This is a genomic window from Pseudomaricurvus alkylphenolicus (assembly GCF_011683955.1).
Lineage (GTDB): Bacteria > Pseudomonadota > Gammaproteobacteria > Pseudomonadales > Cellvibrionaceae > Pseudomaricurvus > Pseudomaricurvus alkylphenolicus.
This window is the reverse complement of sequence record NZ_JAAQPI010000001.1, coordinates 233,138-259,075: the sequence shown is the minus strand read 5'-3', so window position 1 is coordinate 259,075 and position 25,938 is coordinate 233,138. Positions and strand designations below refer to the sequence as shown.

Sequence of the window (25,938 nt, the reverse complement as noted above, 5' to 3'; positions counted from 1 at the left end):
ATAAGTACAATATCAGTTATCTGATGTGAAAGATGCAGCGGTAGCATTCCCAAGTCTTTTATTCAGTCTGTAACTATTAACACAAAAAACGTGGAGAGACTCACTATGAACTACCAGGCTAACTTTCGATTCAAACGAGGTCTTCTATTTATGGCATTAAGCGCCGTCGCCACAACGGTATCGGCGGAAAAGGATAATTGGATGCTTGAGGAGATAATTGTCACGGCCGAAAAACGTTCGGAAGGCGCATCAGTTTCCGATACTCCACTCTCCATTTCAGCCGTCGGTGGCGCGGAGTTGGAAGCACGAGGTTATACATCGTTATTTGAGGCCATATCTGTCAATCCTGGAGTAAGTTCCTCGAAGGCGGGAGGGCAGGGTGAGTCCATCAGTATTCGTGGTATTTCCGGTGTTGTTGGTGATTCTCCTGTCGGCTACTATCTGGACGACATGCCATTTACACGTGTCGGACAAAACATATCCCCGGAATTAAATCCGTTCGACCTCAATCGCGTAGAGGTCTTAAGAGGTCCCCAGGGGACACTTTATGGATCCGGTTCTTCAGGCGGTACTATCAGAATCATCACTCAAGACCCGTACATAAATGAATTCTCGGGTAAGGCCACGATTGCGACCTCGGCTACTGACAATGGAGGAAACAACTGGAAGATTCAGGGAGCGGTGAATATCCCGTTGATTGAAGATACTCTGGCTCTACGTGTGGTTGGCTCTCATATTCAAAAAGCAGGTTATATAGATCGGCCCCTTGAAGGAGTTGACAACTTCAACGATATGGAGGACTCCTCGCATCGAATCAAGGTACTATATACGCCGACGGAAAAGCTCTCCATAAAAGCGTCCTATTGGCACATGGAAAATAATCAGCCTTCACCTTTTGCGGACGAAAACCTGGACTATAGTGCGGTTTTTGTTGAGCTTGATCCGGCAACATTTCTACCTTCGGGAAGTGTACGTGCTGCGGAATCAAGCTATTCGTTGACTGAGAACGAGTCAGACCTCTACGGTGTAAATATCGAATATGAGCACGATTGGTTTGTATTCGTGAGCACCACTTCCTATTTGGAGAATGATTCTTATCAAGGATATGACGCATTGTTGGCTCCCTTCACTTTCCAAAATACGTCCGAGAGCTTTTCACAGGAGTTTCGACTAAGTTCCAATCTTGAGGGCCCAGTAAACTGGACAGCAGGATTTATGTATTTGGATATGGAGACAGAATCCACTACCACAGCAGGGTTCGTTCTCCAGGGTATCATACCCATTTCCTTCGCTGACTTTTCAATTTACACATCCTCATCTGAGCAGTGGGCTCTGTATGGTGAACTTCATTACCAGCTGGCAGATAACTGGAAATTAACGCTGGGTGCCCGCTATTTTGAAGATGATCGAGAAATTGTTGATAGCGGCCCTTCGGCTCCATTTCTGGAACTGTTTGGCATCGGGAATCCGCGCACCGAAAGCTTTGATAAACCCACGGGAAGGGTCAATATCTCATGGACCCCTGACGAGGATTCTCTCTATTTTCTTAATGTAGCCCAAGGCTTTCGCAGCGGCTATATGAATATTGGCTTCAGTATTCTGTCAGGTGCCGGTGTGGGCGTTAATGTACCTCTGGTAGCCAATGAAGAGCTGGTCACCAGCTACGAACTGGGTGCGAAGGTAAGCTTTTTGGAGGGCGACCTGTCTTTGGAAGCTGTGGCTTACCACCTTGAGTGGGATGATATACAAACCTATGTGACCTTTTTCGACGCGCAATCTGCTCCTGGCAGCTATGTAGAAAATGCCGCAACAGCCGAGGGGGCAGGGTTAGAGTTAGGGTTAGTCTATCGCGGTGTTGAGGGCTTGGTGTTGACCCTATCAGGCAACGTCAATACGTCAGAGTATCAGGAAGACGGCACAAATACAGGTACACTCAAAGGCGATCAAGTGACTATGGCACCGAAAAAGACTTTTTCAGCGTCTGCAGCTTACCGCTGGACACTGTCTGATATGACCGCTTCAGCTTTTCTCAATGCGGTGTATGTCGGAGAACGCACAGACTATACCCTCGATTCGTCGTTTACCTCCGATGCAACGACAGTGGTTAATGCAAGAGTTGGCCTGAATGTTAATGATGATCTGGGTATTTTTCTAACCGCAGAAAACCTGACTAACGAAGATGGTGCTGTTTCACAGCTGGCCGTGTTTGATTCTTTTGGAGTTCCAGCCGTTAGAATGCGACCCCGCACGGTTGGCGTTGAAGTTAACTATAGCTTTTAATGGCGCATTCTCTTAAATTTGTGGCGGTATATCTGACGTCGATCGAGACATGTTTCGATACACTTAAACTACGTGGTCTCTGGAGGATATTACGAACCCTTGGGGAACCAGAGAATAGCCTGTAATTTCGTGTTGTATTCGGGAAACTAGCTCTAGTGAAGCTAACTGATCTAGACATTGCCGTGAATCGAGGAGAACAGATGTACAACCTTACTCAATCATTGAAGAGCGTTGCTTTAAGCAAGCCGGCGGCTATTGCTACGATTATGGGGAATAGGCAGCATACATGGTCCGAAATGCAATCCAGGGTGTCCAGACTGGCATGTGCATTGCGTGAATTGGGTGTCTGTGCAGGCGACCGTGTAGCAATGTTGTCACTAAACTCAGACAGGTATCTGGAATACTATTTCGCAGTCTGGTGGAGTGGTGGTGTAGTGGTTCCGTTGAACACTCGCTGGTCTTCTACGGAAAACGCATATGCGATTAATGATTCTGGTGCAAGAGTGCTCCTGGTTGATCATAACTTCTCTTCCATGTGGGGAGATATTGCCGAAAATGTTGATGGTATCGAAAAGGTTATATTTTGTGGCGATGGTGATGTTCCAGACGACATGCTGGATTACGAGTCAATTATTCGCGAGCATTCAACCTGCGAAGACGCGAATCGCGGTGAGAACGATCTGGCAGGTATCTATTACACCGGTGGCACTACCGGATTTCCGAAGGGTGTAATGTTGTCCCATTCCGCCATGTGGTACAATAATATTGCTTACGCGCCCTATACGAATTACAACTCTGGTGGCGTGTATCTTCATTCGGCACCAATGTTTCATCTGGCGGATGCAGCTTATTCTAATGCGACCATCAGTAGCGGTATGACACATACTTTTCTGCCGTCATTTGATGCGCTCAATGTCATTGAAATGATCGAGAATCATAGGGTTACACACGCCTTCCTGGTGCCGACTATGTGGGGAATGTTACTTTCTCATCCCCAGTTTGAAGCTGCAAAGCTGGCTTCTCTCCATACTGTTCTTTACGGAGCCTCACCTATGCCAGAGGGGTTGTTAACCAACCTTCTGAAGCTATTCCCCACGCTTAATGTTGTCCAAGGATACGGCCAAACTGAATTGGGTCCAATCATATCTTTCATGAATGCGGAAGATCATCGTGCAGCACTTGAGGGCAGCGGAAAACTGCGCTCAGCTGGCGTGGCTGTTCCTGGCGTAGAGGTGAGGATCTGCGATGAAGAAGGTAAAGACCTTCCAAATGGAGAGGTCGGTGAAATTTACGCTCGATCACCCGGCTCAATGTTAGGTTATTGGAATTTGCCTGAGCAGACGGCGAGTACATTGGAAGACGGATGGGTAAAAACTGGCGACGGCGCTATTCGAGACGATGATGGGTTTCTCTATATCGTTGATCGAATGAAAGATATGATCGTTTCTGGAGGTGAAAATGTTTTTTCTGCTGAGGTAGAGAGTGCAATCTCCACGCACCCGGATGTTGAAGCGGTAGCTGTTATCGGTATCCCTTCTGAGAAATGGGGGGAATCAGTACATGCAATCATTATTCCCAAAAAGGGGGCAGAGCTGAGCGAAGAGAGCATTCTGTCTACTACCAAAGAAAAAATCGCGAACTATAAACAGCCTCGTAGTATCTCGTTTAGAACAGAGCCATTTCCGCTTTCTGGGGCGGGTAAGGTCTTAAAACGGGAGCTGAGAGAGCCCTACTGGAATGCTAAAGAGAGTGGAGTCAACTGATCCTAGTGAATTTATCAATCAAATCAGGAAGGAACTATGTCAATCTCCGAAGATAAGAAAGCAGTACGCAAAGTTAGAACCCTATGAAAACACGCCAGGCCGCTGTTTTGCGCGGAGCTACCGTTTCCGGCAATTCTATTATTTGCGGATGATAACAATCATCATTCGCTTATTATTTATGAGCTTTATAGCCCTTTTTCGCCCTTATTTGGGCTGTCACCGGTCTGTCAGACAAGCTTCCAGGGATAGGTAAACTCATTGAGCGGATCCGCGATGAGTTCTTCTATGTTTTCAAGGGTGCCGCCACGGGTGAGTTCCAGCGTCACACTGATGCCATTGGTTTTGTCATCCGTGGTCTGCACGCTGAACTCACAATCGCCTGCCGCCGCCTGCGCCGCTTCGCGATAGGCGCGGCTGATGGCATCCAGCCGCAACTCCGGCTTAAAGATCTTGCCCACGGCCGTCAGCGGTATCTGATCCAGAATAATCACTTCTTTGGGTGCCGCCGCTCTTTCAGCGCAGTGCTCCCTGGCAAACGCCATCAACGCCTCGGCGCTAACCTCGGCGCCCTCGTTAAGTTCCACATAGACGATCGGAACCTCACCGGCGTAGCCGTCGGGCTTGCCCACAGCGGCAGCGGTCATCACCTGGGGATGAACGGACACCGCGTCTTCGGTAATCATCGGATCGATATTGTGCCCGCCGCGGATAATCAGGTCCTTGGCGCGGCCGGTCAGCCAGAGAAAACCCTCCTCGTCATAGCGGCCCATATCACCGCTGTTGAGCCAGCCGGGCTCAGGCCAGGCGCCTTCGTTGGCGAAGTCTTGCTTGTAAGCGCTGATTACGGTGGGTCCCTTGTGCAAAATCACACCGACTTCGTCGGGATGGCAGTCTCTAACGATATTGCCGCTGTCGTCCAGAATAACGGTACGAATACTGTGGTAGGGAAGCTTCATGCCCACCGAGCCAATGGGGCGTGCGCCATAGTAGTAGTGGCTGGTTGCCGCGGCGGTGAGTTCGGTCATGCCGTAGCCCTCCATAATGTCGGCGCCCGTGCGCTGATGAAACTCCTGCATCAGGTTTTTGGAGATGGGGGCGGAGCCGCTGGAGCAGCAGATCAGGCTGGAAGTGTCATAGCTGCCGCTGTCCAGGCCCAACAGGGCCGAGTAGACCGTGGGAACCGTTGAGAAAAAAGTGACCTTGTAGCGTTCGATCAATGGCCAGAAATGAGCGAATAACATGGGGTTTCGAAAACCGTGTTCGCCGGCCAGGACCAGCTCGTTGCCGCTCATCAAAGTTGACAATACAGAGACATACATCGCGTTGCAGTGAAACAGGGGCAGTCCACTCAGTACAACGCCCTCAGGCCAATCCTCACCCTCTTCAGGCTGAATGCCCGTGACAACCATCATACACACATTCAACACGGCGGCGCGGTGGGTATGCTGGGCCAGCTTGGGTACGCCTGTTGTGCCTCCGGTATGAAAATAGGCAGAGATGCTATTGCCGTCGACAGGACCGAACGGGACCCCTGCCTCGTGTCTGTGTGCCTCGATGCAGTCGTCCCAGAACAGCAATTGCCCGGGGGCCGGACCAGTGGCGGCAAGGCTGCACTCAAAGGCGTCACGATGACCAGCAACGACAATGTGTTCAATGGCCGGGTTTTCTCTCTGAATCGCTATCGCTTTTTCAACGAAAGAGTGATCCTGTCCGTCCGTCCAGGTCATCAATACGCGAGCATCGGCCTCTCTACTGATGGCGGCAATTTGTTTGGGTTTTAAATCCGGATTCACGGGAGTGGCGATGCCCGTCAGTTGCACGCCCCAAAGACCAAACAGCATTTCGGGTATATTGGGGCACATAAAAACGACAGACTCGCCGGATCGAATGCCCAGGGCGTGAAACAGATTTCCCGCCGCCTGGATCTCCGCCCGGTATTGGTGGTAAGTCCATCGCCTCGGCTTGTCCGTGAGCAGATCTGAAGAGGGCAAAAATGTAAGCGCGGTATGTTCCCCCTGTTCCCGGCAAACAACATCCAGTGCTTCGAATACCGAACTGCAGGGAAATCGCTGGGTGTCGGGGACTTGCTCTAAGGCGTCTACATCCGCGAGGGTGGCGAGGTTTTCCGGGTCTGTTGGAAACGTCTTGGCAAAATGTTTCCAGATAGGGTGTTCATTCATCGTCGACATAGTGTTTCCCTCACTGGGCCGTTTCCAATTGGATCAGCAACTCTTCGGCCGCAACCTGCGTACCGGCCTGCGCCAGGATATCGGTCACCTTGCCATCGGCTTCCGCCACAATTTCATAGAACATCTTCATGGCTTCCAGAATGGCCAGGGTTTGCCCCGCCTTGACGTGGTCGCCTTGCTGCACCTTGATTTCCAGCAATTGGCCGTGCATGGGGGCGATGATATTGCCACCGCCGGTGTTCTGATCCAGCTGCCCATCGAACGGGATCTCATCGCGGTGGCTGCTGGAAATACCGTCAACTGACAAGTACAGCGTGTCACCCTGTTTGTGGTAACGGGCTTCCGTTTTGCGGTTCTCCAACAGCAGTTTTACGCGGGTTTCCTCAATTGACAGGATGGTGATCTGGCAGGAACGCTCGTCATCGCTGACGGTATAGCCGTCTTTGTCGGTTGGAGTGATCCACAGGTCCACCGTTTCATCACCGTGCTGATAGCGTTTGCGCGATCGCAAGGGTGTTGCGTTGGACCAGTTCTTCAGCGCGGCCGCTACATTCACGCTATTGGCGAAATCCTGTTGGTGTTGCAGCTGCAATTCGATCACAGCGGCAATGGCGTCGCTGCTGAATGCCGGTGCCTGTTCGGCCAGTTTCTCCGCGGGGAATTCATCACCAATAAAGGCGGTGGTGGCCTCCCCGGCGATAAATACCTCGTTCTGCAAACAATCTTTGAGAAAATCCCGATTGGTCTTGGTACCGAACAACAGGGTGCTGTTCATCGCCTCCACCATGCGCTGGCGGGCGACTTCCCGGGTGCTGCCGTAGGTGATGATTTTGGCCACCATCGGGTCGTAAAAAGGCGATACCTCCTGGCCGCTGCTGATGCCCGTATCTACGCGCACGCCTTCACCTGTGGGCGCAGACCACAAGTGAATCGGACCGGAGGTGGGCAGGAAGTCCTGAGCGGTATCTTCGGCGTACAGACGCACCTCAATGGCGTGACCTTGCAATTGAATATCACTTTGCGTCAAACCCAATGGCTCGCCCTGGGCCACCTGAATTTGCAGCTCCACCAGGTCCAGGCCGGTGATCATTTCCGTTACCGGGTGTTCCACCTGCAGGCGGGTGTTCATTTCCAGAAAGTAGAAATCGCCGTTGGCGGCGAGCAGAAATTCAACGGTGCCCGCACCGCGATAGTTGATGCTTTTGGCGGCTGCTACTGCCGCTGCCCCCATTCTTTCGCGCAGGCTTTCGGTCATGATGGGGCAGGGGGCTTCTTCGATCACCTTTTGATGGCGACGTTGTACGGAGCAGTCGCGTTCACCCAGGTGGATGGTGTTGCCGTAGCTGTCTGCGAATACCTGCACCTCCACATGGCGTGGCTCGATAATGGCTTTTTCCAGAATCAGTTCGTCGGAACCAAACGCCGACAGTGCCTCTGCCCGTGCCAGTTGCAGGGTGTTGGCAAGTTCTTCGCGCTCATGTACCAGGCGCATGCCGCGCCCGCCACCGCCGGCGGCGGCTTTGACCATTAACGGCAACTCTATTTTCTCAGACTCGCACAGCAGGGTTTCATCGCTTTGGTCTATGCCTTCATAACCCGGTACACAGGGCACGTCGGCCTCAATCATACGGCGCTTGGCTTCGGCCTTGTTGCCCATCAGCCGGATAGCTTCTGCGCTGGGGCCGATAAAAGTAATTCCGGCGTCGACACAGGCCTGGGCAAAGTCTGCGTTTTCGCTCAGGAAACCGTAACCGGGATGAATAGCCCGGGCGCCTGTTTGACGCGCGGCATCCAGTATTTTGTCAGCCAACAGGTAGGATTCGTTGACGGGACCCGTGCCGATACACACAGCGTCGTCTGCCATCTGTACATGGACGGCGTTACTATCGGCCTCGGAGTAAACGGCAACCGTTCGATAGCCCAGGGACTTGGCGCTGCGGATCACCCGGCAGGCAATTTCGCCCCGATTGGCGATCAGAATACTGGTAAAGCGTGTTGAGGTGTCAGACATGCTGGTCTCCAATCTTATTGTTCGGCCCAGGATGGGGATCGCTTTTCAACAAAGGCGGTAATGCCCTCGCGGCCTTCGTCACTCATCAGGCAACTGGCAAAACCCCGGGCGGCGAAGTCCAGTGCTGCGGCTCTGGGTTGTCGGGTGGATTCGAAAATAATGTTCTTGGTGACGGCATTGGCGCCGGGCGCGCAACTGGCAATCTGCTCTAACACCTGTTTGCATTTTGTTTCAAGATCTTCGCTGTCGTCGGCGAGAATATGGGCCAGGCCCAGATTAACTGCCTCTTCGCCCTTAAATCGCGCACCGGTCAGCATTAAACGTCTGGCCTGGCTGAGCCCAACTCTTTCGGTAACGAAGGGGGCAATCTGTGCGGGTGGAATTCCCAGGCTGGTTTCGCTTAACCGAAAACGGGTATCCCGGGTGACAATGCTGACATCGCTCAGGCAGGCCAGACCCAGGCCACCGCCAATAGCGGCGCCTTCGATCAAGGTGATGACGGTCTGTGGCTGTTCATTGAGCTTGATCAACAGATCACCAAAGGTGCGGTTGCCTTTGGCAATGTAGGCGGCGATCTGTTCTTCCGTGTAGTCGCTGGTCTGTCCGGATTTAAAATCCTTGATATTACCGCCCGCGCAGAAAATACCACCCTTGCCGCGAATAATGAGCGTGCGGATACTGCGCTCATCTCTGATGGTATCCAGCGTTGCGTGGACTTCCGAGGTCACTTCCTCGGTCAGGGCGTTTCTGGATTCGGGCTGATTGAACCAGAGGGTCAGTACACTGCCATCTTGCTCGAGAATTATGCTGTTGGTATCAGGTAAATTCGACATAGACAAAGTCTCATTGGAATCATTGTTGCGGAGTGGTTACAGGCGCGCTATACCAAAATTGTTAGGGCGGACCCTGCGATTGCGCGATTCCCAAACCGTTGCCAACAGGAATCCCAATGTCTGGCGGGTATTTCTCGGATCGATCATGCCGTCATCCAGCATTCGACCGGATGTGTAGAAGGCGCTGGACTGGGAATCGAATACGTGGGTCAGGTGCGCTTCGAACTTTGCCAGGCCGTCTTCGTCAACGGGTTGGCCACTGGCTGCTGCTTTGCCACGCGCCACCATCGACATGGTTTTGGCGGCCTGCTCGCCGCCCATGACACCCATGGAGGCATTGGGGAAGGTGTAGAGAAAGTCCGGAGAAAAACCACGACCGCACATGCCGTAGTTACCCGCACCGTAGCTGGCGCCCGTCATCAGGGTAATACGGGGCACATCGATATTGGTCATGGCCTGAATCATCTTGGCGCCGTGTTTGATCATGCCAGCCTGCTCGGATTTGGTGCCGACGATATAACCGGTGGTGTTTTGCAAAAAGATCACTGGAATATTCGACTGATCACAAAGCTGCAGGAACTGTGCGGTTTTGGTGGCGCCGTCCGGATCGATGGAACCGTTGTTGCCGATGATGCCGCAGGGGTGCCCCATAATATGGGTCTGGATACAAACCGTGGAGGCACCGTAGCGAGGCTTAAAGTCCATAAAATCGGAGCCGTCTACGGTGCGGGCCACCAGCTCACGCATGTCGTATGGCGTGCGGTAGTCACAGGGGATCACACCGGCCAATTCATCCGGGTCGTAAAGGGGTTCGCTAAAGCTGCGGAAGTTGGGGCGAGCGCAGTCCTTGTTCCATTCAAGTCGCTGTACCAGCTCGCGCAACATATTAATGGCCTGGCCATCGTTTTCCGCCAGATATTCCGCCAGGCCGGAGGTGGTCGCATGCATTTCCGCTCCGCCGAGTTCCTCCTCGGTGGCAATCTCACCGGTGGCCGCTTTCAGCAGCGGCGGGCCGGCGAGAAAAGCGCGGCCGTTGTTTTTCACGGCAATCACATAGTCGCTCAAACCCGGCATATAGGCGCCCCCGGCGGTCGAGGAACCGTGCAGGATGGAGATGACCGGAACGCCGGCCGCGCTCAGACGTGCAAGACTGCCAAACAAGTTGCCGCCGGAAACAAACCCCTCGACACTGTAATTGATCAGGTCGCCGCCGGCGCTTTCCACCAGATGAATAAACGGCAGCTTTTGCTCCAGCGCAACCTGCTCAGCACGGGCGATGCGATAGCCGCCGGCAGGGGTCATGGCGCCGGCTTGGATGCCGCTGTCGTCGACAACAATAATGCTGCGCACGCCGTTGACAAAACCGATACCGGAAATCACCGTGCTGCCGGGAATGGATTTTTCTTCTTCCTTGGTGTCAAACAGGTAGCCCGCAAGGTTACCGATCTCAAGAAAGGGCATGCCGGGGTCCAGTAAGCGTGCCAGGCGCTCGCGGGGCAGCAGTTGGCCGCGTTCTTCAAAGCGGGCTTTGCGTTTGTTTGAGATGGCAGCACCGCGGCCATTCAGCTCCTGCAGCTTTTCCACCAGGGTCAGCATATCCTCTCGGTTTTTACGAAAGGCATCAGAGTTCGTTTTGATTTTGGAATTAAAAACGGTCATTACAGGCTCTCCGCCAGGGACTGAGGTATGGAAACAGGGGTATCCAGCAGCAGCTGGGCGTAGCCCTTGGCTTGCGGATCATTGCGCAGGCTGGCGATGCCGCCACCGCCGAGTACATCGCGAAGCAGAAAGTTAATGGCATTCAGCCCGGGTAACAGAAACTGTTCGACCTTGCCACCGTCACCTTCGGCAAAAAAGTGAGCGAAGCGTGCGACCACGTTTTCTGTGGTCAGTGCAGCCTGAATATAGGGCAGGTATTCCGCTTTGCGGGCAATAATGCCAATGTTGGCATTATTGCCTTTGTCGCCACTGCGACCCCAGGCGAGTTTGACCAAAGGCACTTCAGTGTCACCGGGCGCTAGCGCTATCGGATTTTTGCTCTCGTCATTCGCTACGGCCAGTTCTGATATTGGAGTTTGAGATTCCGTGCTAGCTGTCTCTTGGCACTCAATGGTATTCCCAGCAATGTGCACTTTTACACTGACGCGGTCTTTGGGAATCAACATGGAAAAAAGCCGGACAACAGGAACGATTTTGGGACTGTTGCCGCCAAAGCTGGACAGGCCTGGAGGCGTCGCCAACGACAATCCGGCCAGTTGTTTAAGCATGATGCCGACGCCCAGTTTTTCCGGATGTTTTGCCGCGATCTTTAACACCACTTCGCGACAGTGGCCCAGTTGCCGGTAATCCCCGAATTGGCTTTCGGCGCCGAGCAATTCCACCGAGGTCTCGCTGAAGTCGGGCATAGACAGCATCGAAAATATATCACGCGATGACTTGAGCACCGATTCGGCGAACGCGTCAGCTCTCTTGTCGGCGTTGTTGCCGTAGAAGGTCAAATAGCTGCCACCGCGGTATTGGTCGGTATAGGTGGCGCTCACCTTAAAGTTGCGCGGTGCCGGACGGCCCTTGGCGCCGATCACACGAACTCGATCAGTGCCGGACTGCTCCAGTCTGACTTCAGAAAAATCACAGGTGACATCCGGCAGCAGGTAGGCATTGGGGTCGCCGATCTCGTACACCAGTTGTTCGGCGACCGTACCAACATTGACCAAGCCACCGGTATTTTCAGGTTTGGTGCAGGTAAATGTGCCATCGGCCTCGATCTCAGCGATAGGGTAGCCGATGTACTCGCGCGCGGGTACCTGTTCCCAGTCGGTAAAATTGCCGCCGGTCGCCTGCACGCCACATTCCAGAATATGACCGGCCAGTGAACCCATGGCCAATTGATCCAGGTCTTTACGGGTCCAGTTAAAGTGATGAATGCAGGCGCCCAGGGTAACCGCACTGTCTACGCACCGACCGGTGATGACAATATCGGCGCCCTGACTCAATGCCTCGGCAATTGGAAAGGCCCCAAGGTAGGCATTGATGCTTTGCACTGAGTCCACGGCCGGAAAATTCGCACCGGTAAACATCTCGGTTTGCTTTTCGTCGGCGAAAGATTGTTTTAAGTGGACAAGGTCGTCTCCTTCGACCCAGGCAACCTTAAGGTGCAGGCCCTGCTTGTCAATGGCGGAGGCCAGAGCCGATGCACAGGCCTCGGGATTGACGCCACCGGCGTTGGCAATGATCTTCACGCCCTGGCGGGCTATCCGCTGCAGGTTGGGAATCATCGCTTCGGACAGGAAGTTGTGGGCGTATCCCATAGTGGGGTCTTTGGCTCGCGCGCGCGCCAAAAGCGACATGGTGATTTCGGCCAGGTAATCGTAGACAATGTAGTCCAGATGGCCACCGACTGGATGATCTGATTGCAGCAGTTGGGCTGTAGCCTGTGCCGAATCGCCCCAGAATCCGCTGGCTCCGCCGATTTTTAAGATATTTTGAGACATTGGTATTTCTTCTGTTGCGAGTTACTGTTTGTTGTACGATTCTATTAAAATCGGTGTTTTTCAGAGCCTGAAAGCACGACAGTAATCCCAGAATTCGCGCCAAATTAACAGGCGATGAATTGACTGGCGAAATAAGGGGAGGCGTAATATGGGCAGACGAAATCTAGAGGGAAAAGCAACTTGAGCCACGTGTACACCCATTCCCTGACGCTAGTGCGCAAGGTAACCGATACCTTGGGTGTCTCGTTCGAGGATCTGCTTGCCAGGGCCGATATTGACCTGGGTCTGTTCAATGCAGAGGACACAACCATCCCCTCTGATCGCTACTATCGATTCCTGGACGAAATTGTTCGGCAGACCGGCAATCAGGATTTCGGTTTATTGAGCGGAAGAGTTGCCTACATAGAGGGTTTTCACCTCTACATGTACCTGGCCTCCATTTGCAATACGGTCAAGGAATGGATCAACACAGTTCCCTCGGCGTCGAACTTCTTGGGCGATTTGCTGTTGACGCAAGTGAGGCTTACCGCCGATCACTTTATCCTGGAGGTGCATTTCAACGAAAACTCCCGATCAGCCAGGCGCCTCGTCACGGACCATGTGTTGTCTTCCACCGCGGCGTTGATGGATGGCTGCAGTGTGCTGCCGATACGGCCGGCACGTGTGGACCTAACCTACCCGCAACCGGACCATACGCGGGCGCTCAATGATGTTTTCAGGGCACCGCTCCACTTTAATCAACCGGTAAGCGCCTTGTTTTATGATCGGGGGATTTTGGATCAAACTCTGTTGCACGTTAGCACCAATGTCTATGGCGGCGTCAAGGAAGAGCTCGACGTGTTTTTGTCCGATTCCTCCTGGGGTGCGGATGCTTTTTCCGTCAATCTCTATACGGCGATACGTCGCCAGCTTCCCTCAGGGAACTGTTCCGTTAATTCCGTTGCGAAGCAATTGAATATATCCAGTCGTACGCTGCAGCGTCGCTTGAAAGAGCGGGACACCAGCTTCCAGCACTTTTTTCAGGAGGTGAAATCGAAGCTGGCCATTAGGTATCTGGAAAACGAAAACCTGAATGTACTGGATATTTCGCTGTTGCTCGGTTACGGCGGGCCAACCGCATTTACCGCCGCATTTAAAAGCTGGTTTGGCACTACCCCGAGTGATTACAGGCGCCGGACGGAATTACCCAGGTAATGGGCAATCCGCCAATCTGTGTTTTTATCAGGCGGGCTGCGTTCCCCTGACATGGGGCAACCATCCCATTCCAAATTTGGTGCGTTTGATGCTCCGGTATGTTCATCGGTGCTCCTCAGTTTCGATGTCCGATTTGTACTGCTCTTTAGACTGAGGAGGGAATAAGCTGTAGGTGATGAACAACCCCTCTTTGGTCATTTTCGGAGTGTTATTTTAAGCGCTGTAGGAGCCCGCTCCGAGGGCGATGGGGTTTGGCACTTCGCATCGGTCGCGCTCAGAGCGCGCTGCTACAGGGAGAGGGGGCTTAATGGATCTGTTTTCTGTACTGGCTGGGCGACTGACCATAATTCGCCTGGAATGCCCGCCGAAAGTTGGCATAGTCGCTGTAGTCCAGCCGATAGGCGATTTCCTCAATACTGATATCGGTTTCACGCAGATAGTATTCCGCCCGCTTCATTTTGGTGTTCAGTAATATCTGCCGGTAGGAGGTATTGAGTTTATTGAGGCTGCGCCTCAAAGTCCGTTCGCCCATATTCAGCTGATCGCAAATTTGCACAAGGGACGGAAAGTTACCGTGATAACTCAACAGGATGGTTTCTATTGAGTTAACCAAGCGGCCAGACTCTTGTCGAGGTTCAAGCAGTTCACTCAATTGTTGCTCATAATACTGATGCATCACCGGGTCACTGGAGATAAAGGTCTGAAACAGATAGTTTCTGGGAATATGAACTTCCGTAGCCGGCGCACAAAAAACGATATTTTCACCCAAGATATCCCGATAGGCCTGGTGATAGTCCGGTGCCGGGTACTCAAAATAAAACCTGAATTGCATATCTCGGCTGCCCAACAGGCTTGTGTAGCCACGCACCAGGGTGGCTGCGGATAACTCTGTGTAGGGCCTGAACAGACGATGACTGACAGGCATGGAGCTGAAAGGTTGTACGATAACCTCACCATCGCCGGAACCGGTTTCGCGATAAGTTTCCAACTCGTCTAGAGATTCGTCTGAACTCAGTCCATACAGGCCATGCAACTTTGGCAGAATGTCGGCAAAGTTTTTCCCGGTCAGGATCCAATTGCTCAATTCCAGGTGATAGTTGTGAACACTGTAGCTGTCGCCCAATCTCAGCCAGAAATCGTCTGACAGCTTCAGCTCCATCGCCAACCGGTAAGCCAGTTTGATTTTGTCTGTTTCAATACGGGTATTTTTCTCGTTGAGCTGGCTGAAGTCCATGGTCAGCGCATCGCGGATACACGCGTAGTCCACACCTTCCTCTTCCAGTGCTCGCACCAAGTGGATGACACCACCTGAAGGAGCCAGTCGCGGGGGATGAGTTTGGGTAGATGGCTGCATCGATGAGACCGAAAGTGACTAACTTCGAGTAAATCATAACCTACAAGAAAACACCGCCACAAGTACCATGAACCTACCGCTGACCAAAGGAGACGGTGATATGAATCAAGACACAATACAAGATGACCAGGCCCGACACCGGATTCTGGAAAACATCGAAACACTGGGGCTCAACGACAATCTGCTGGAGCTGACGAGCGAGGGTTATACCGTCGTTCGCAACGTTTTATCTGCTGAACAGGTGGAGCGCGCCAAGGCGGCGATCCTGCGCCGGGTGGAAAAGCAAACGGGAAATAAGGTAGACCCGGATACGGCCACTGCCGATGACTACAACGGCATGAACTATCACAACTACCTGATATTTGACGATCCGGTGTTTCCCGAAATTCTGCTTGAACCGAAACCTCTGGCACTGATTACCTACCTGTTGGGGGAAAGCTGTATTTTATCATCCATGGGCAGCCACTTTCGCGGTCCCGGCGGTATTCCACTGCCGATGCACGCAGACGCTTCGCAAGCGAGTTTGTTCGAAACTGCCACTGTGGCCAATTGCAACTATGCGCTTACCCCCTACTCCAGGGAGGCAGGCGCGCTGGTCTTGACGCCCGGCAGTCATCGCAAAAACCGCCATCCGACGCCCCACGAAAGCTGGATGGCGGGTAACCGGACCTTCCCGGAGGTGATGGCGCAGAACCCGTCTCCTGAAGCCCTGGCCGACATCGAATGGAGCGCGCCGGTGGGCTCGGTCACCATGGAAATCAATCCCGGAGACGCGGTGATTTTTCATGGCAATACCTGGCACGGTGGCTGGCGCCGAGAACTGCCGGGTACGCGCATTAACCTGGCGGCCTATTTCTGTCGGACCCATATCGCCACTCAGGAGCGCCGCGGAGACAAGCGCTATCCGGAAGTCTTTGAACGTTATGCCGACGAGCCCAGGTTTGCGCAGCTGATGGGTGAAAATATATTTACCGGCTGGCGAGAGGAGGGACCGGACTATGGCAAACTGGCCCATGCACCAACCGGATTGTACGATTAACAGCGGGGAAGACCGACTATGACTAAAGATCAAAAACCGGCGTTTTTTGTGGTCTGTGGTACCAGTACCGGTAGGGAAATGGACCCGGAATATTTTAAGCGGGCAACACCCATTGGTTTGCAGACTGGGCTAAAACCCCTGGCGGTGGGCGAGGTGGGAGCACAGGTTGAGGTGCTGGAAGGGGAGTTGCCCGAGGGCACTACTTTTCTTGCGGTGGAACAGTTTCCGTCGATGGAGGCATTGAAGGAATTTTATAATTCGGAACAGTATCAGAGTGCGATACCGTTTCGGTCCGATGCTGTGACGATTCATTTTCTGGCGGCGGTTGATGGGATTTCTGAGGCGGAATTATTGGCCCGAGCCGCGATGGTTGAAGAGTTAGTTGAATAGATAAGTGGAGCTTGGGCTTTATTCCCGAGTTGTTAATGCTGTATGGAGAAAACCAGTCGCGCTCAGAGCGCGCTGCTACGGGTGAGAGAAGAAGCTCGTAGCAGCCCGCTCCGAGGGCGACTGCGCTCGAAGAGCGCACTGATCAATAAACCTTTCCAAGCAGAAAACTACCCATCCCAAATATCCCGCATGGCCCGATCGACATCGTGCTGCAGTTCTGAATTGGTATCAAACACCATGGTGGCCCGCTGCTCACTATCAAACGGTCGCCACTCGGGTAGACCAGGAGCAGCTGGCTTGCCACTACGGGCAAAGTTTACCCAGGTGTCACTCATGGTATCTGCCAACTCCCTGATAGGTTCAAGATCGCCGAGTATTGGAGAACAGACATCCAAATTCCGATTACAGAAGGGCACTTCCAAGCCGTGTATGGAACCAATAGCGCCGTTCAGAACTGGCGATGACCAGTTGAATTGATACAGATAAGTCCGCCCGCGACTGACGCCTGCGTGGCATTCAGCCGCCTTGACCGAGCCCCGCCGAAACATGGCATCGGTAAGAATTTGTCCGCGGACGGCGGATTTGGATGCTCCGGGCATAACACTTTGATAGCGCTGAAAAACCAGATCTATTTCATTCGCCGGTTTCAACAGCGCCTTCAGGAATTTCATGCTCAACCAACTCGAGAACCATTCCGGCCCGGGCAGAACCAGGGGGAAGAGTCTGCCATCTTCACGCACAGTACCTATCATCAAATCAACATCTGACCCTATTCCTTGAGTCAAGGCGTCCAGAATACTCTGCGGCATGAAACTGTCGCCGTAAGTACAGCCAAGGTTGCCATAGGTGGCAATCTGCCCGTAACGTCCGTTCGCACCCTTTGGGATCAGTTTGCCGGCGACAACGTAGGCCTTAACGGTGTCTTGCGCCGTCATTTGTGCCAATGCAGAGCGATCCCCGGGCTTAATACCCAGGGCGTGTAGCAGATCAGCGGCAAAGTGTTCATGGTCAGCAACAGGCACGGCAAATTCAGGCGTTGCACTTTGCGCGATAGCACGTTTGAACAGGCCTTGTGCCGCGGGGCTGGCAAGCAGCACGGCAATACTCTGACCGCCGGCGGATTCTCCAAAAATCGTGACATTGTCGGGATCACCACCAAACCTGCGGATATTCTCTTGAACCCAGCGCAACGCCGCTACCTTGTCAAGAAAAGCGCGATTCGCCCCACAGAATTCATCGTCAAACATTCCTGGAGCGGTAAAAGATCCCATCAACCCCAGGCGGTAGTTGATGGATACCACGACGACGTCTTTTCTTGCCAGGTTATGGCCATTATAGAGTCTCAATGATCCGGATCCGGTGGTGTAAGCGCCGCCGTGGATCCAGAACATCACCGGCAGATTGGCATCAGGGTCGGGACTGGGAGTCCACACATTCAAATTGAGACAATCATCCCCATCGGGCTCGGTTTGCCAGATCGTATCAATAAATGCCCAGCCCGCCCTTCCTGCCAGCCACTTATTAGGGGGTGACATCTGCGTGCAAATATTACCGAAGCGGGTGGCATCGCGTTCGCCCTCCCAGGGTTCAACCGGCTTGGGTGGTAACCAGCGATTTTCACCGGAAATGGGCGCGGCATAGGGGATGCCTTTGAACGAGTGAATACCGTTTTCTTCACGGCCGACCAGTACGCCATCACTAACGCTTACCTTACTCATACATCTTTTACCTAATACAGCGTTTCTACTAAGGGGTTTTCCGACACTTCCCTGTGTCGTAGATATTAATCAGAAGACCGTACCCACAGTAACCCCCAAAGTTCTGGGCGTACCGACCGAGGTCAGATCAGGATTGGAACCGGCAGTGATAAACGACGAGGCATAGCCGTACGACAGCGCGTAACGCTCATCGAACAGATTATGGGCATAGGCAGTCAGATACCAGCTGTCTGTGCGCAGACCAACGGTGAGATTGGTGATCTCGTAGCTTGGCAGGATGGTCAGATCATCGTCATAGGGAAACGAGAAGGGAGCCACCGGCTTCACTACCGAGCGCTGGTCGTCCACAAAGCGGTATTCCACGCGGGTAAACAGCTCGCCCATATCCAGTGTGTGGGTATACTGGGCAAACAGCGATACCGTCAGGTCCGGGGCGTTGGGCAGGTCAGACCCCTTGACGATATTGGAGTCGGGCAGGGTGTCAGTAAACTCCGCTTCCTGGAAGGTGACGGACAGGCCGCTGGAGAAATTCTCGCTGAACAGGTAGTTTGCCATCACTTCCATGCCCTTGACTTCGGCATCGCCCGCTGGAGTCAGAACACTGGTGCTGGCAGAGGTAATACTGGGTACGGAGATCGATGCCTGGATATCGCTCCAGTCGGAAAAGTACAGGGCTCCGTTCAGAGTCAGTCTGCCGTTGTACCAACTGGTCTTGGCGCCGATTTCGTAGTTAATCAGACTATCGGAGTCGTAGGTACGGAAACGATCCGGTTCTAGCGTGCTCGCCGCGTGCAGGTTGGAACCGCCCGAGCGGAAGCCTTCGGCAATATTAAAGTAGTACAGCTGGTCGTTGGTGGCTGTCCAGCTTAAGCCGACTTTAAAGAGAACATCCTCATCCACGGACTTGTTGCTGCTGGCAGGCGTATTGAAACCGAATACGCTGAAGGCGCCGTAGGCAAGGGATTCATCGACAAAGGTGACTTCCTCCCGGAAGTAACGCAGGCCCATGGTCAGTTCCAGACTGTTGGTAAACTCCCAGTTAAATTCACCGTAGGCAGCGTGCTGTTCAAAGGTTTCTTCAGCCGTGCGGTTAACGGAATCGAGGCCAGACATTGCAGATACGTCGCAATCGAAGGTGGTGGCCGGCAAATCGAGGAAAACAAAATCTGGCAGATAATCATTCAGGGCATTATGTGCCGGACTGTCATAAGTGGTGCAAGAGTCGCGCTGCCGGTCTCGGTAGAAGAGGCCAACGGTCCAATCGACGGCATTATCTCCCGACGATACCAGGCGCAGCTCCTGTGAAAAAGTTTCTTCGTTGTCAAAAACAGCCAGGATTGAATTGTCTGAATACCCCAATGGCAAGCCTTCAAAGCCGAAAGACGGACCAAAGAATACAGGAATGAAAAACTCATCGAGAGAGAAATTGATACGGGAGGCCAGTGTACGTTCTTTTTCAAACAGCGAGGTGATGGAGGTGAATTCCGCAAATTCGAGATCGTACTTTAACGTCAATGCGTAGAGATCAACCTCGACGTCATTAAACTGGTCTTCCAGCAGGCTGGTTTCCAGATCACCCAGGGCAGTGACCGTGGTGGCGTAGCCGTCGTTTTCCTGTTGGTCATGCAGGACCAGCAGTTCCGCCGAGAATTCATCGGTAATCTGTGCGAGCATGGTGGCGCGCAGGGACCAGGCTTCGGTATCGTTAACACCATCTTCACCGGTGGCGATATTATCTATCCAACCCTTTTTCTCTTCGGAGCTGGCGACCAGGCGGACTGCCAGTTTGTCTTCGATCAATGGAATATTGACGGCACCACGAACGCGGTGGCCAATGTCGGCATTGTGGGTGTCGAGCGCGGTGGCTTCGGCCTTGCCTTCAACTTTTTGCAGATCCGGGTTGTTCAGGACCATCTTGATGGCGCCACCCATGGCGCCGTCGCCGTAGAGTGTGCCCTGGGGACCCTTAAGAACCTCGATGCGCTGCAGGTCGTAGAGGTTCATATCGGGGAGGGCGCCGGCGCCCTGAACGGCAACGTCATCCAGGTACATGCCGACGGTTGACACGGTGCTGGCAAACGCAAACTCGTCGATCTGGCCCACGGGGCTGATGCCACGCATACCGATTTTTACCGAGCCGCTGCCGCTACGGGTGAAACCGGTGCCCCCAATGGAGTTGATATAGTCCTCCAGGCCAACCTTGTTGAGTTCGTCCAGATCAACGCCGGTAATGGCATCGATGGAGTTGGCCACTTCCTGAATGCTCTGGGAGCGGCGCTGGGCGGTCACGATAATTTCCTCAATGGCGAAGAAATCGTCACCGCTGTCTACAATTTCTTGCGCCAAAGCGGATTCGGTGGCGGAAAGGCTGATGGTCGCTGCAAGGGTTAAGGTGGCGGGGAGGTATTTGCTGTGCTTTGTCATAGTTGGCTTCTCTCTTGTCTCCGGCAGTCGGTTTAGAGGGACTGGTTTTTATTATGAGCACTCATAGTCTCCAAGCTTAGGCATAATGTCTAATACCTTTTTTGCTTTAGGTATTAGTTCTTGTTATGGATTTCTCGCCCGTAGCAGCGCGCTCTGAGCGTACTGCTACGGGGAATTGCGCCGAACTGGCGCGGGAAGCGACATCCTATTCTCTGGTAAAGCTTGCCATAGGGTTTGCCAAAGCCGTCAGTCCACGGCTTGATCTGCTGTGGTTTCCCGCTTCGCCAGCGCCAGTCTCTGAACCTTTTGGTTAAAGTCACGGGGGATGGCATCAATATATTCGATATAACGCGGGCGTTTGTAGCCGGCGATATGTTCGCGGCACCAGGCCACAATGTCTTCGCGGCTGAGGCTGGCGCCTGGGGCGAGTACCACAAAGGCTTTTACGGCTTCGCCCCAACGTTTATCGGCAATGCCCACCACGCAGGCGTCCGCAATCTGCGGGTGGCTGACCAGCACGGAATCCACCTCGGCCGGATATACGTTTTCGCCGCCGGTTTTGATCAGTTCTTTTTTACGGCCGGTTAAATACAGGAATCCGTCTTCGTCCTGGTAGAACAGGTCACCGGTATGCAGCCAGCCATCGACGATGGTTTCTGCCGTGGCGTCTGGCAGGTTGTGATAACCCATGGTAATGGTATCGCCCTTGATCAGCAGTTCGCCCACCTCGCCCTGGGGCAGATCCTGGCCGTTGTCATCGACGATGCGGGTGGCCAGGTGGGGCATGGCTTTGCCGCAGGATTTTGGGTGCTGCAGCTGGTCTTGCAGTCCGAGCATACTGATCCAGCAACCGGATTCGGTCTGGCCGTAGATAAAACGCATGTCTATATTAGCGGCGGCGAGCATCTCGATAAATTCTGTCGGCAGTGCGCCGCCCGGGGCGATCAGTAGTCGTAGCTTAAGGGGCAGTTGTCGTTCGCCTTGCAGCTTCAGGTAGGCGCCCGCGTCCTGCCACAGGGGCTGAAAGGTGACTTGTTCTTCGGCGGTGAGTGTCAACGTTTCTTCCACGGAAAAACTGCGGGGCGGGATAACGACTTTGGCACCGGCGACCAGCGCGCACAGAAAAGTGCCAAAGCCATGCACGTGAAACAGCGGGTTGATGGACAGCAGGCAATCTTTTTCTGAAATGCCCAGCTGAGATAACCAGCTAAGTACGTTGGTAAAATAGGCACCCTGGCTGTGCTGGCAGCCCTTGGGGCGGCCGGTGGTGCCGCTGGTGTAGAGCATATACCAGCGGTCGGTGCGCTTAACATCGATGTTAATTTGTTCTGAATCGTTTGATGCTGCTTGCGGCTGTTCTTGTGATTGTTGCTGTGATTGTAGTTGCGATTGTAGTTGCGACAATGACGCGGCAGCGCCGTTAGGGTCACCAGGCTTAATGACGTAAGCGTTTGTACCGCCGGCCTCTTCAAACAGCGACTCGAAACAATCCGATACAAAATACAAATCCGGCGAGGCATCGCCCATGATATAGCGCAGCTCGCCGGGTGCCAGCCGCCAGTTAAGCGCAAGCAACGTAGCGCCGAGCTTGGCGGAAGCGATGGTTAATTCCACCATGGCCAGGCCGTCGAGCAACAAGGTGCCGATGATAGTGTTGCCGTTAACCCCCTGTTTTTGCAGGCTTTTAGCCAGCGCGTCGGTGCGAGCGTCCAGTTCGGCATAGGTGAGCCGGGCGTTGTCGGCCACCAGTGCTTCACGGTTGCCGCAGCGAGCGGCGGTATTGCGAAACAGGGCGGCCATGGTGTGTGTGTCGGTGCGGGTTGTGGTGTTGTTCATGGTTGTTTACCTAGGTGTCGAGCATTTCCTTCATGATGGCGGCGAAGGTTTTTGCCAGTGGTGAAACCGAGCGGGTTTTTGAGTAGGCCAGGCACAGCTGATGCTTTTTGGAGGGGGTACCCATGCTGATCATGCTGAATTGTTGCGACAGTTCCTGCATCGAAGTGCTGATGGAAATGATCGGGAAGTAGGCATTGGTTTGGTTCAGCAGAGAAAAAATCAGCGTGAAATCATCGGTAACGTAAGTGGCGTTCAGCGGCGGCAGGCCTTGTTTGCCAAACACTTCGGCCATATTCACTTGCAGCGCATCGCTGGTGGCACCGAGAATGGCCGGAAACTCCTGCAAATCCTCCCGGTTGATTTGCTTTCGATTCTCCAGCGGGTGACCTTTTTTCACCATAAACGCCATTTGTAACGGCGCGAGGTTTTCCATGGGTAGATCCGGCCAGTGTTCCATGTGGTAGGTGGTGGTCAGCACCACATCCAATTCGCCGGTTTCCAGCCTGGGAATAATTTCGCGAGGTAAACCGGTGGAGGTGGAAATGTCCACATCGGGGTTACCTTGGGCAAACTTTGCCAGCGATGGCGCTGCCAGTGTCAGGTAGGTGCCGGGGGCGCCGCCGATTCTTAATCGTTGCCTGGAGGCTCCCTTGCCGGAGTGAAAGTCTTGCCCCAGCGCCTCGAGATCGGCCACTAAAACGCGGGCGCGATTGACAAATTTTTCACCTTCTTCGGTAAGTTCCACCCCACGGGGAAGACGCATAAATATTTGAATGCCAAGGTCTTCTTCCACTTCCGAGATGCATCGGGTAAGCGCCGGTTGCGTGATCGAGAGTAACCTGGCTGCCGCCGTCAGAGAGTGGACTTGTGCCACTGCAACCACATAGCGAAGTTTGCGGAAATCTAATCTGTCTGCCATAACAATTCCTTATACCAAGCCACCAAAAGGTATTAGACATTATGTCACTGCTTGCGCACCATACACAAATATTAAGAAATAACCAATAACGCAAACGAAATCAGAGGGTAGCTCGATCATGAACACAGTCACTCGAATTCTTCCTGCGGCATTAATCCTGAGTGGTGGTGCAGGCAGCGCTTTTGCCGAGGAGCCACTGGGGTTGTTTGAGGAGATCATTGTTACCGCAGAGAAACGAGCAGTGTCAGTACAAGATGTTCCCATCGCCATTTCGGCATTCGATCGTGACATGCGCGACAGCATGGGCATCGTCAGTAATGCCGATATTGCTAACCATACGCCCAGCATGACCTACAACACCAATCCCAATCGGGTATTTATCCGCGGTGTGGGGCGGGTGGATAACGCACTGGGTACAGAGCCTGGTGTGGCCGTGTATCGCGACGGTGTTTACACCAACGAAATTGGCGCGGTTGCCGATTCAACCTTTTTCACTGATCGGGTTGAGGTGTTGCGTGGACCACAGGGCACGCTGTACGGCCGCAACGCCGTTGGCGGTGCGGCCAACTTTATTTCGAAACGACCAACCGAGGAATTTACCGGAGAAATCCGCGCCGGTGCCTACAGCAACCAGGGGCATCAATTGGGGGTCGTACTCTCTGGACCGGTCACGGATAAGTTGCGTTATCGTGTTGGGGCCGAGACTGACAAGAATGAGGGCTGGGTTGACAACATTGCCGGTGAAGACGTTAACGACAAGAACTTTAAGCGTTGGGAAGTGCAGCTGGATTTTGATGTGACTGAAGACCTGAATGTTTGGTTTCAGTACGAGGGCTCGGAGTGGGATCATAATCGCCACGGGGGCTATATGATTTCCTCATACAACTCGGCTTCGCCTGCACCTGCGGTGGGGGACTTTAACTCGGACTTTCAGCAGTTGGTGCCCAACCCTCAGTTTGGCTATAGCGAACAGAATCCCGGCACGGACGATATCCACACAGTCAATTGGGACGAGCCGGGATATATCAAACAGGATATGGAGCGCATCACCGCACACGTCAGTTACGAATTCGACAAAGTCACCCTGAAATATGTGTATGGTTACACTGACTACGAATTCGATTTTCTCGAAGACAATGACAAAACCAGTCGCGCCGATCTGCAATACTTTACCTATCTGGGCCAGGCGGAGCGATCCGAGCAGCACGAACTGCAATTGATCTCTGACCTTGGGGGTAAGGTGGAGTTTATTCTGGGCCTGTTCTATTGGGACAGTGAAAACTTTCAGCCGCTCAACGCGTTTGCGCCGGACAACCCGGTGCTACAGACGCCTGTTTGGGCAGACCCGGCCGGTGAGGTCTGCTACTGTGTGATTGACGCCCCGGCCAACCCGGATGCCAGTTACTATGAGCAGTGGGGCGATCTGTACACCGAGTCCACCGCCGCCTATGGGCAAGTGGATTTTCATCCGGATGAAAATTGGCACATTTCTGTGGGGTTGCGTTACTCCAAGGATGAAAAAGAGGCATCAGAATATCAACGGGTGATTTTCGATGGCCAGGGCACCTATGCTTTTCTGTTCAATGCCATCGGTATGTCTTGGTTGAATACCCAAACACCCACCGCCGGGCCCCAGGGACGCATCGCCTGGGATTTTACCAATGGCGGTTTGACGGCGGATCACGACGACGATTGGTCATCGGTGGATGGGGCCATTGGTCTCGATTACACCTTTGCGAATGGCAATATGATTTTTGCCAAAGTCTCCACTGGTTATAAGTCTGGCGGCTATAAGCTGGGTAGCCTGCAAGCGGATGCTGCGGTGGATGAAGAAAGCGTTGTGGCCTGGGAGCTGGGTTTAAAGAGCGAGTTTGAGCGGGCCAAAGCGAATGTGTCAGCCTACTATTATGACTATGACGATATGCAGGTGCCGGTGGATACCTTCAGCGGTGGTGTGACTACCCGACGTTTTGAAAATGCGGAAAAAGCCAGCGTATGGGGTATCGAGTTGGAGCTGCAGTGGGCGGCCACCGATGCGTTGATGTTCTATTCCACTTACTCCTATATGGATACCGAGATCGACACCATGGGGCAGCCGGTTTTCGATTCCACGGCGCAGCTCCCGGAGTTGACGGATCTGGCGGGTAATGAATTGATCCAATCGCCCAAGCATCAATTTTCCCTGATTGCCGACTACAGCTGGCAATTGGCTTCCGGTGAGCTGAAGTTTGTGACGGCCTATGTATATAAAGATGAGCAGTGGTCGTCTATTTTCAATCGCGCCGATACTCAGGTGGATGCTTACGAGCGCACGGACTTCCGCCTCACCTATAACGCCAATGATCACGATCTGCGCGTTACCGCTTATGTTCAAAATGCTTTTGATGAGGACATTATCGAGAGTAAGACTCGCAGCAGCTTTTACTACAACAACCAGCTGGACGCGTCCATTCAGCCTCCGCGTATTTACGGTGTTGAAGTGAATTACGGGTTTTAG

Annotated in this window: 16 protein-coding genes; 6 read left to right on the top strand and 10 right to left on the bottom strand. The window is 53.3% G+C overall.

All coding sequences use genetic code 11. The features are described from left to right. Positions 1–105: 105 nt before the first annotated feature. Entirely contained in the window at positions 106–2,280 is a 2,175-nt protein-coding gene (locus HBA55_RS01020) for a TonB-dependent receptor (RefSeq protein ID WP_166985636.1), read from the top strand. Between the two features lie 200 nt (positions 2,281–2,480). After that, positions 2,481–4,043 (top strand): long-chain-fatty-acid--CoA ligase, encoded by a 1,563-nt coding sequence (locus HBA55_RS01015; protein ID WP_166985633.1) that lies wholly within the window; start codon positions 2,481–2,483, stop codon positions 4,041–4,043. A gap of 227 nt (positions 4,044–4,270) precedes the next feature. Here the strand turns inward: HBA55_RS01015 and HBA55_RS01010 are convergent, their stop codons facing one another. The 5 genes from HBA55_RS01010 to HBA55_RS00990 are packed head-to-tail and all read right to left on the bottom strand — an operon-like array spanning position 4,271 to position 12,567. Continuing rightward, on the bottom strand, positions 4,271–6,232 hold the full coding sequence (locus tag HBA55_RS01010) for an acyl-CoA synthetase (RefSeq protein WP_166985630.1): 1,962 nt from the start codon (positions 6,230–6,232) through the stop codon (positions 4,271–4,273). Positions 6,233–6,242: 10 nt separating this feature from the next. Beyond that, positions 6,243–8,243, bottom strand: coding sequence for an acetyl/propionyl/methylcrotonyl-CoA carboxylase subunit alpha (locus HBA55_RS01005; RefSeq protein WP_166985626.1), 2,001 nt, complete (start codon positions 8,241–8,243; stop codon positions 6,243–6,245). Between the two features lie 14 nt (positions 8,244–8,257). Next, positions 8,258–9,076, bottom strand: a complete 819-nt coding sequence (locus tag HBA55_RS01000; RefSeq protein ID WP_166985623.1) for an enoyl-CoA hydratase/isomerase family protein — start codon at positions 9,074–9,076, stop codon at positions 8,258–8,260. 36 nt (positions 9,077–9,112) lie between these two features. Further along, positions 9,113–10,735, bottom strand: coding sequence for an acyl-CoA carboxylase subunit beta (locus tag HBA55_RS00995; protein WP_166985620.1), 1,623 nt, complete (start codon positions 10,733–10,735; stop codon positions 9,113–9,115). Next, positions 10,735–12,567, bottom strand: coding sequence for an acyclic terpene utilization AtuA family protein (locus HBA55_RS00990; RefSeq protein ID WP_166985617.1), 1,833 nt, complete (start codon positions 12,565–12,567; stop codon positions 10,735–10,737). The genes HBA55_RS00995 and HBA55_RS00990 overlap by 1 nt, the downstream gene beginning before the upstream one ends. Before the next feature lie 189 nt (positions 12,568–12,756). Between HBA55_RS00990 and HBA55_RS00985 the strand changes: the two genes are divergently transcribed. Next, positions 12,757–13,761: an AraC family transcriptional regulator gene (locus HBA55_RS00985; protein ID WP_338109358.1), complete on the top strand. Its 1,005-nt coding sequence runs from the start codon at positions 12,757–12,759 to the stop codon at positions 13,759–13,761. 304 nt (positions 13,762–14,065) lie between these two features. Here HBA55_RS00985 and HBA55_RS00980 read toward each other — a convergent pair whose 3' ends face one another. Further along, positions 14,066–15,115, bottom strand: coding sequence for an AraC family transcriptional regulator (locus HBA55_RS00980; protein WP_166985611.1), 1,050 nt, complete (start codon positions 15,113–15,115; stop codon positions 14,066–14,068). 100 nt (positions 15,116–15,215) lie between these two features. Between HBA55_RS00980 and HBA55_RS00975 the strand changes: the two genes are divergently transcribed. Together HBA55_RS00975 and HBA55_RS00970 are read left to right on the top strand one after the other, a co-directional pair. Further along, on the top strand, positions 15,216–16,154 hold the full coding sequence (locus HBA55_RS00975; protein ID WP_166985608.1) for a phytanoyl-CoA dioxygenase family protein: 939 nt from the start codon (positions 15,216–15,218) through the stop codon (positions 16,152–16,154). Positions 16,155–16,172: 18 nt separating this feature from the next. Next, complete coding sequence (locus HBA55_RS00970) at positions 16,173–16,544, top strand: DUF1330 domain-containing protein (RefSeq protein ID WP_166985605.1); 372 nt, start codon at positions 16,173–16,175, stop codon at positions 16,542–16,544. 167 nt (positions 16,545–16,711) lie between these two features. Here the strand turns inward: HBA55_RS00970 and HBA55_RS00965 are convergent, their stop codons facing one another. The 4 genes from HBA55_RS00965 to HBA55_RS00950 form a co-directional block, all read right to left on the bottom strand. Then, positions 16,712–18,262, bottom strand: a complete 1,551-nt coding sequence (locus HBA55_RS00965; protein ID WP_166985602.1) for a carboxylesterase/lipase family protein — start codon at positions 18,260–18,262, stop codon at positions 16,712–16,714. Positions 18,263–18,331: 69 nt separating this feature from the next. After that, positions 18,332–20,686 carry a TonB-dependent receptor gene (locus tag HBA55_RS00960; protein ID WP_166985599.1) on the bottom strand — a complete coding sequence of 785 codons (2,355 nt, stop codon included), beginning with the start codon at positions 20,684–20,686 and terminating at the stop codon, positions 18,332–18,334. Positions 20,687–20,932: 246 nt separating this feature from the next. Then, positions 20,933–22,522, bottom strand: coding sequence for a class I adenylate-forming enzyme family protein (locus tag HBA55_RS00955; protein WP_166985596.1), 1,590 nt, complete (start codon positions 22,520–22,522; stop codon positions 20,933–20,935). 10 nt (positions 22,523–22,532) lie between these two features. Next, positions 22,533–23,441 carry a LysR family transcriptional regulator gene (locus HBA55_RS00950; protein ID WP_166985593.1) on the bottom strand — a complete coding sequence of 303 codons (909 nt, stop codon included), beginning with the start codon at positions 23,439–23,441 and terminating at the stop codon, positions 22,533–22,535. Positions 23,442–23,559: 118 nt separating this feature from the next. Here HBA55_RS00950 and HBA55_RS00945 point away from each other — a divergent pair, with 118 nt between their 5' ends. Then, positions 23,560–25,938, top strand: a complete 2,379-nt coding sequence (locus tag HBA55_RS00945) for a TonB-dependent receptor (protein WP_166985590.1) — start codon at positions 23,560–23,562, stop codon at positions 25,936–25,938.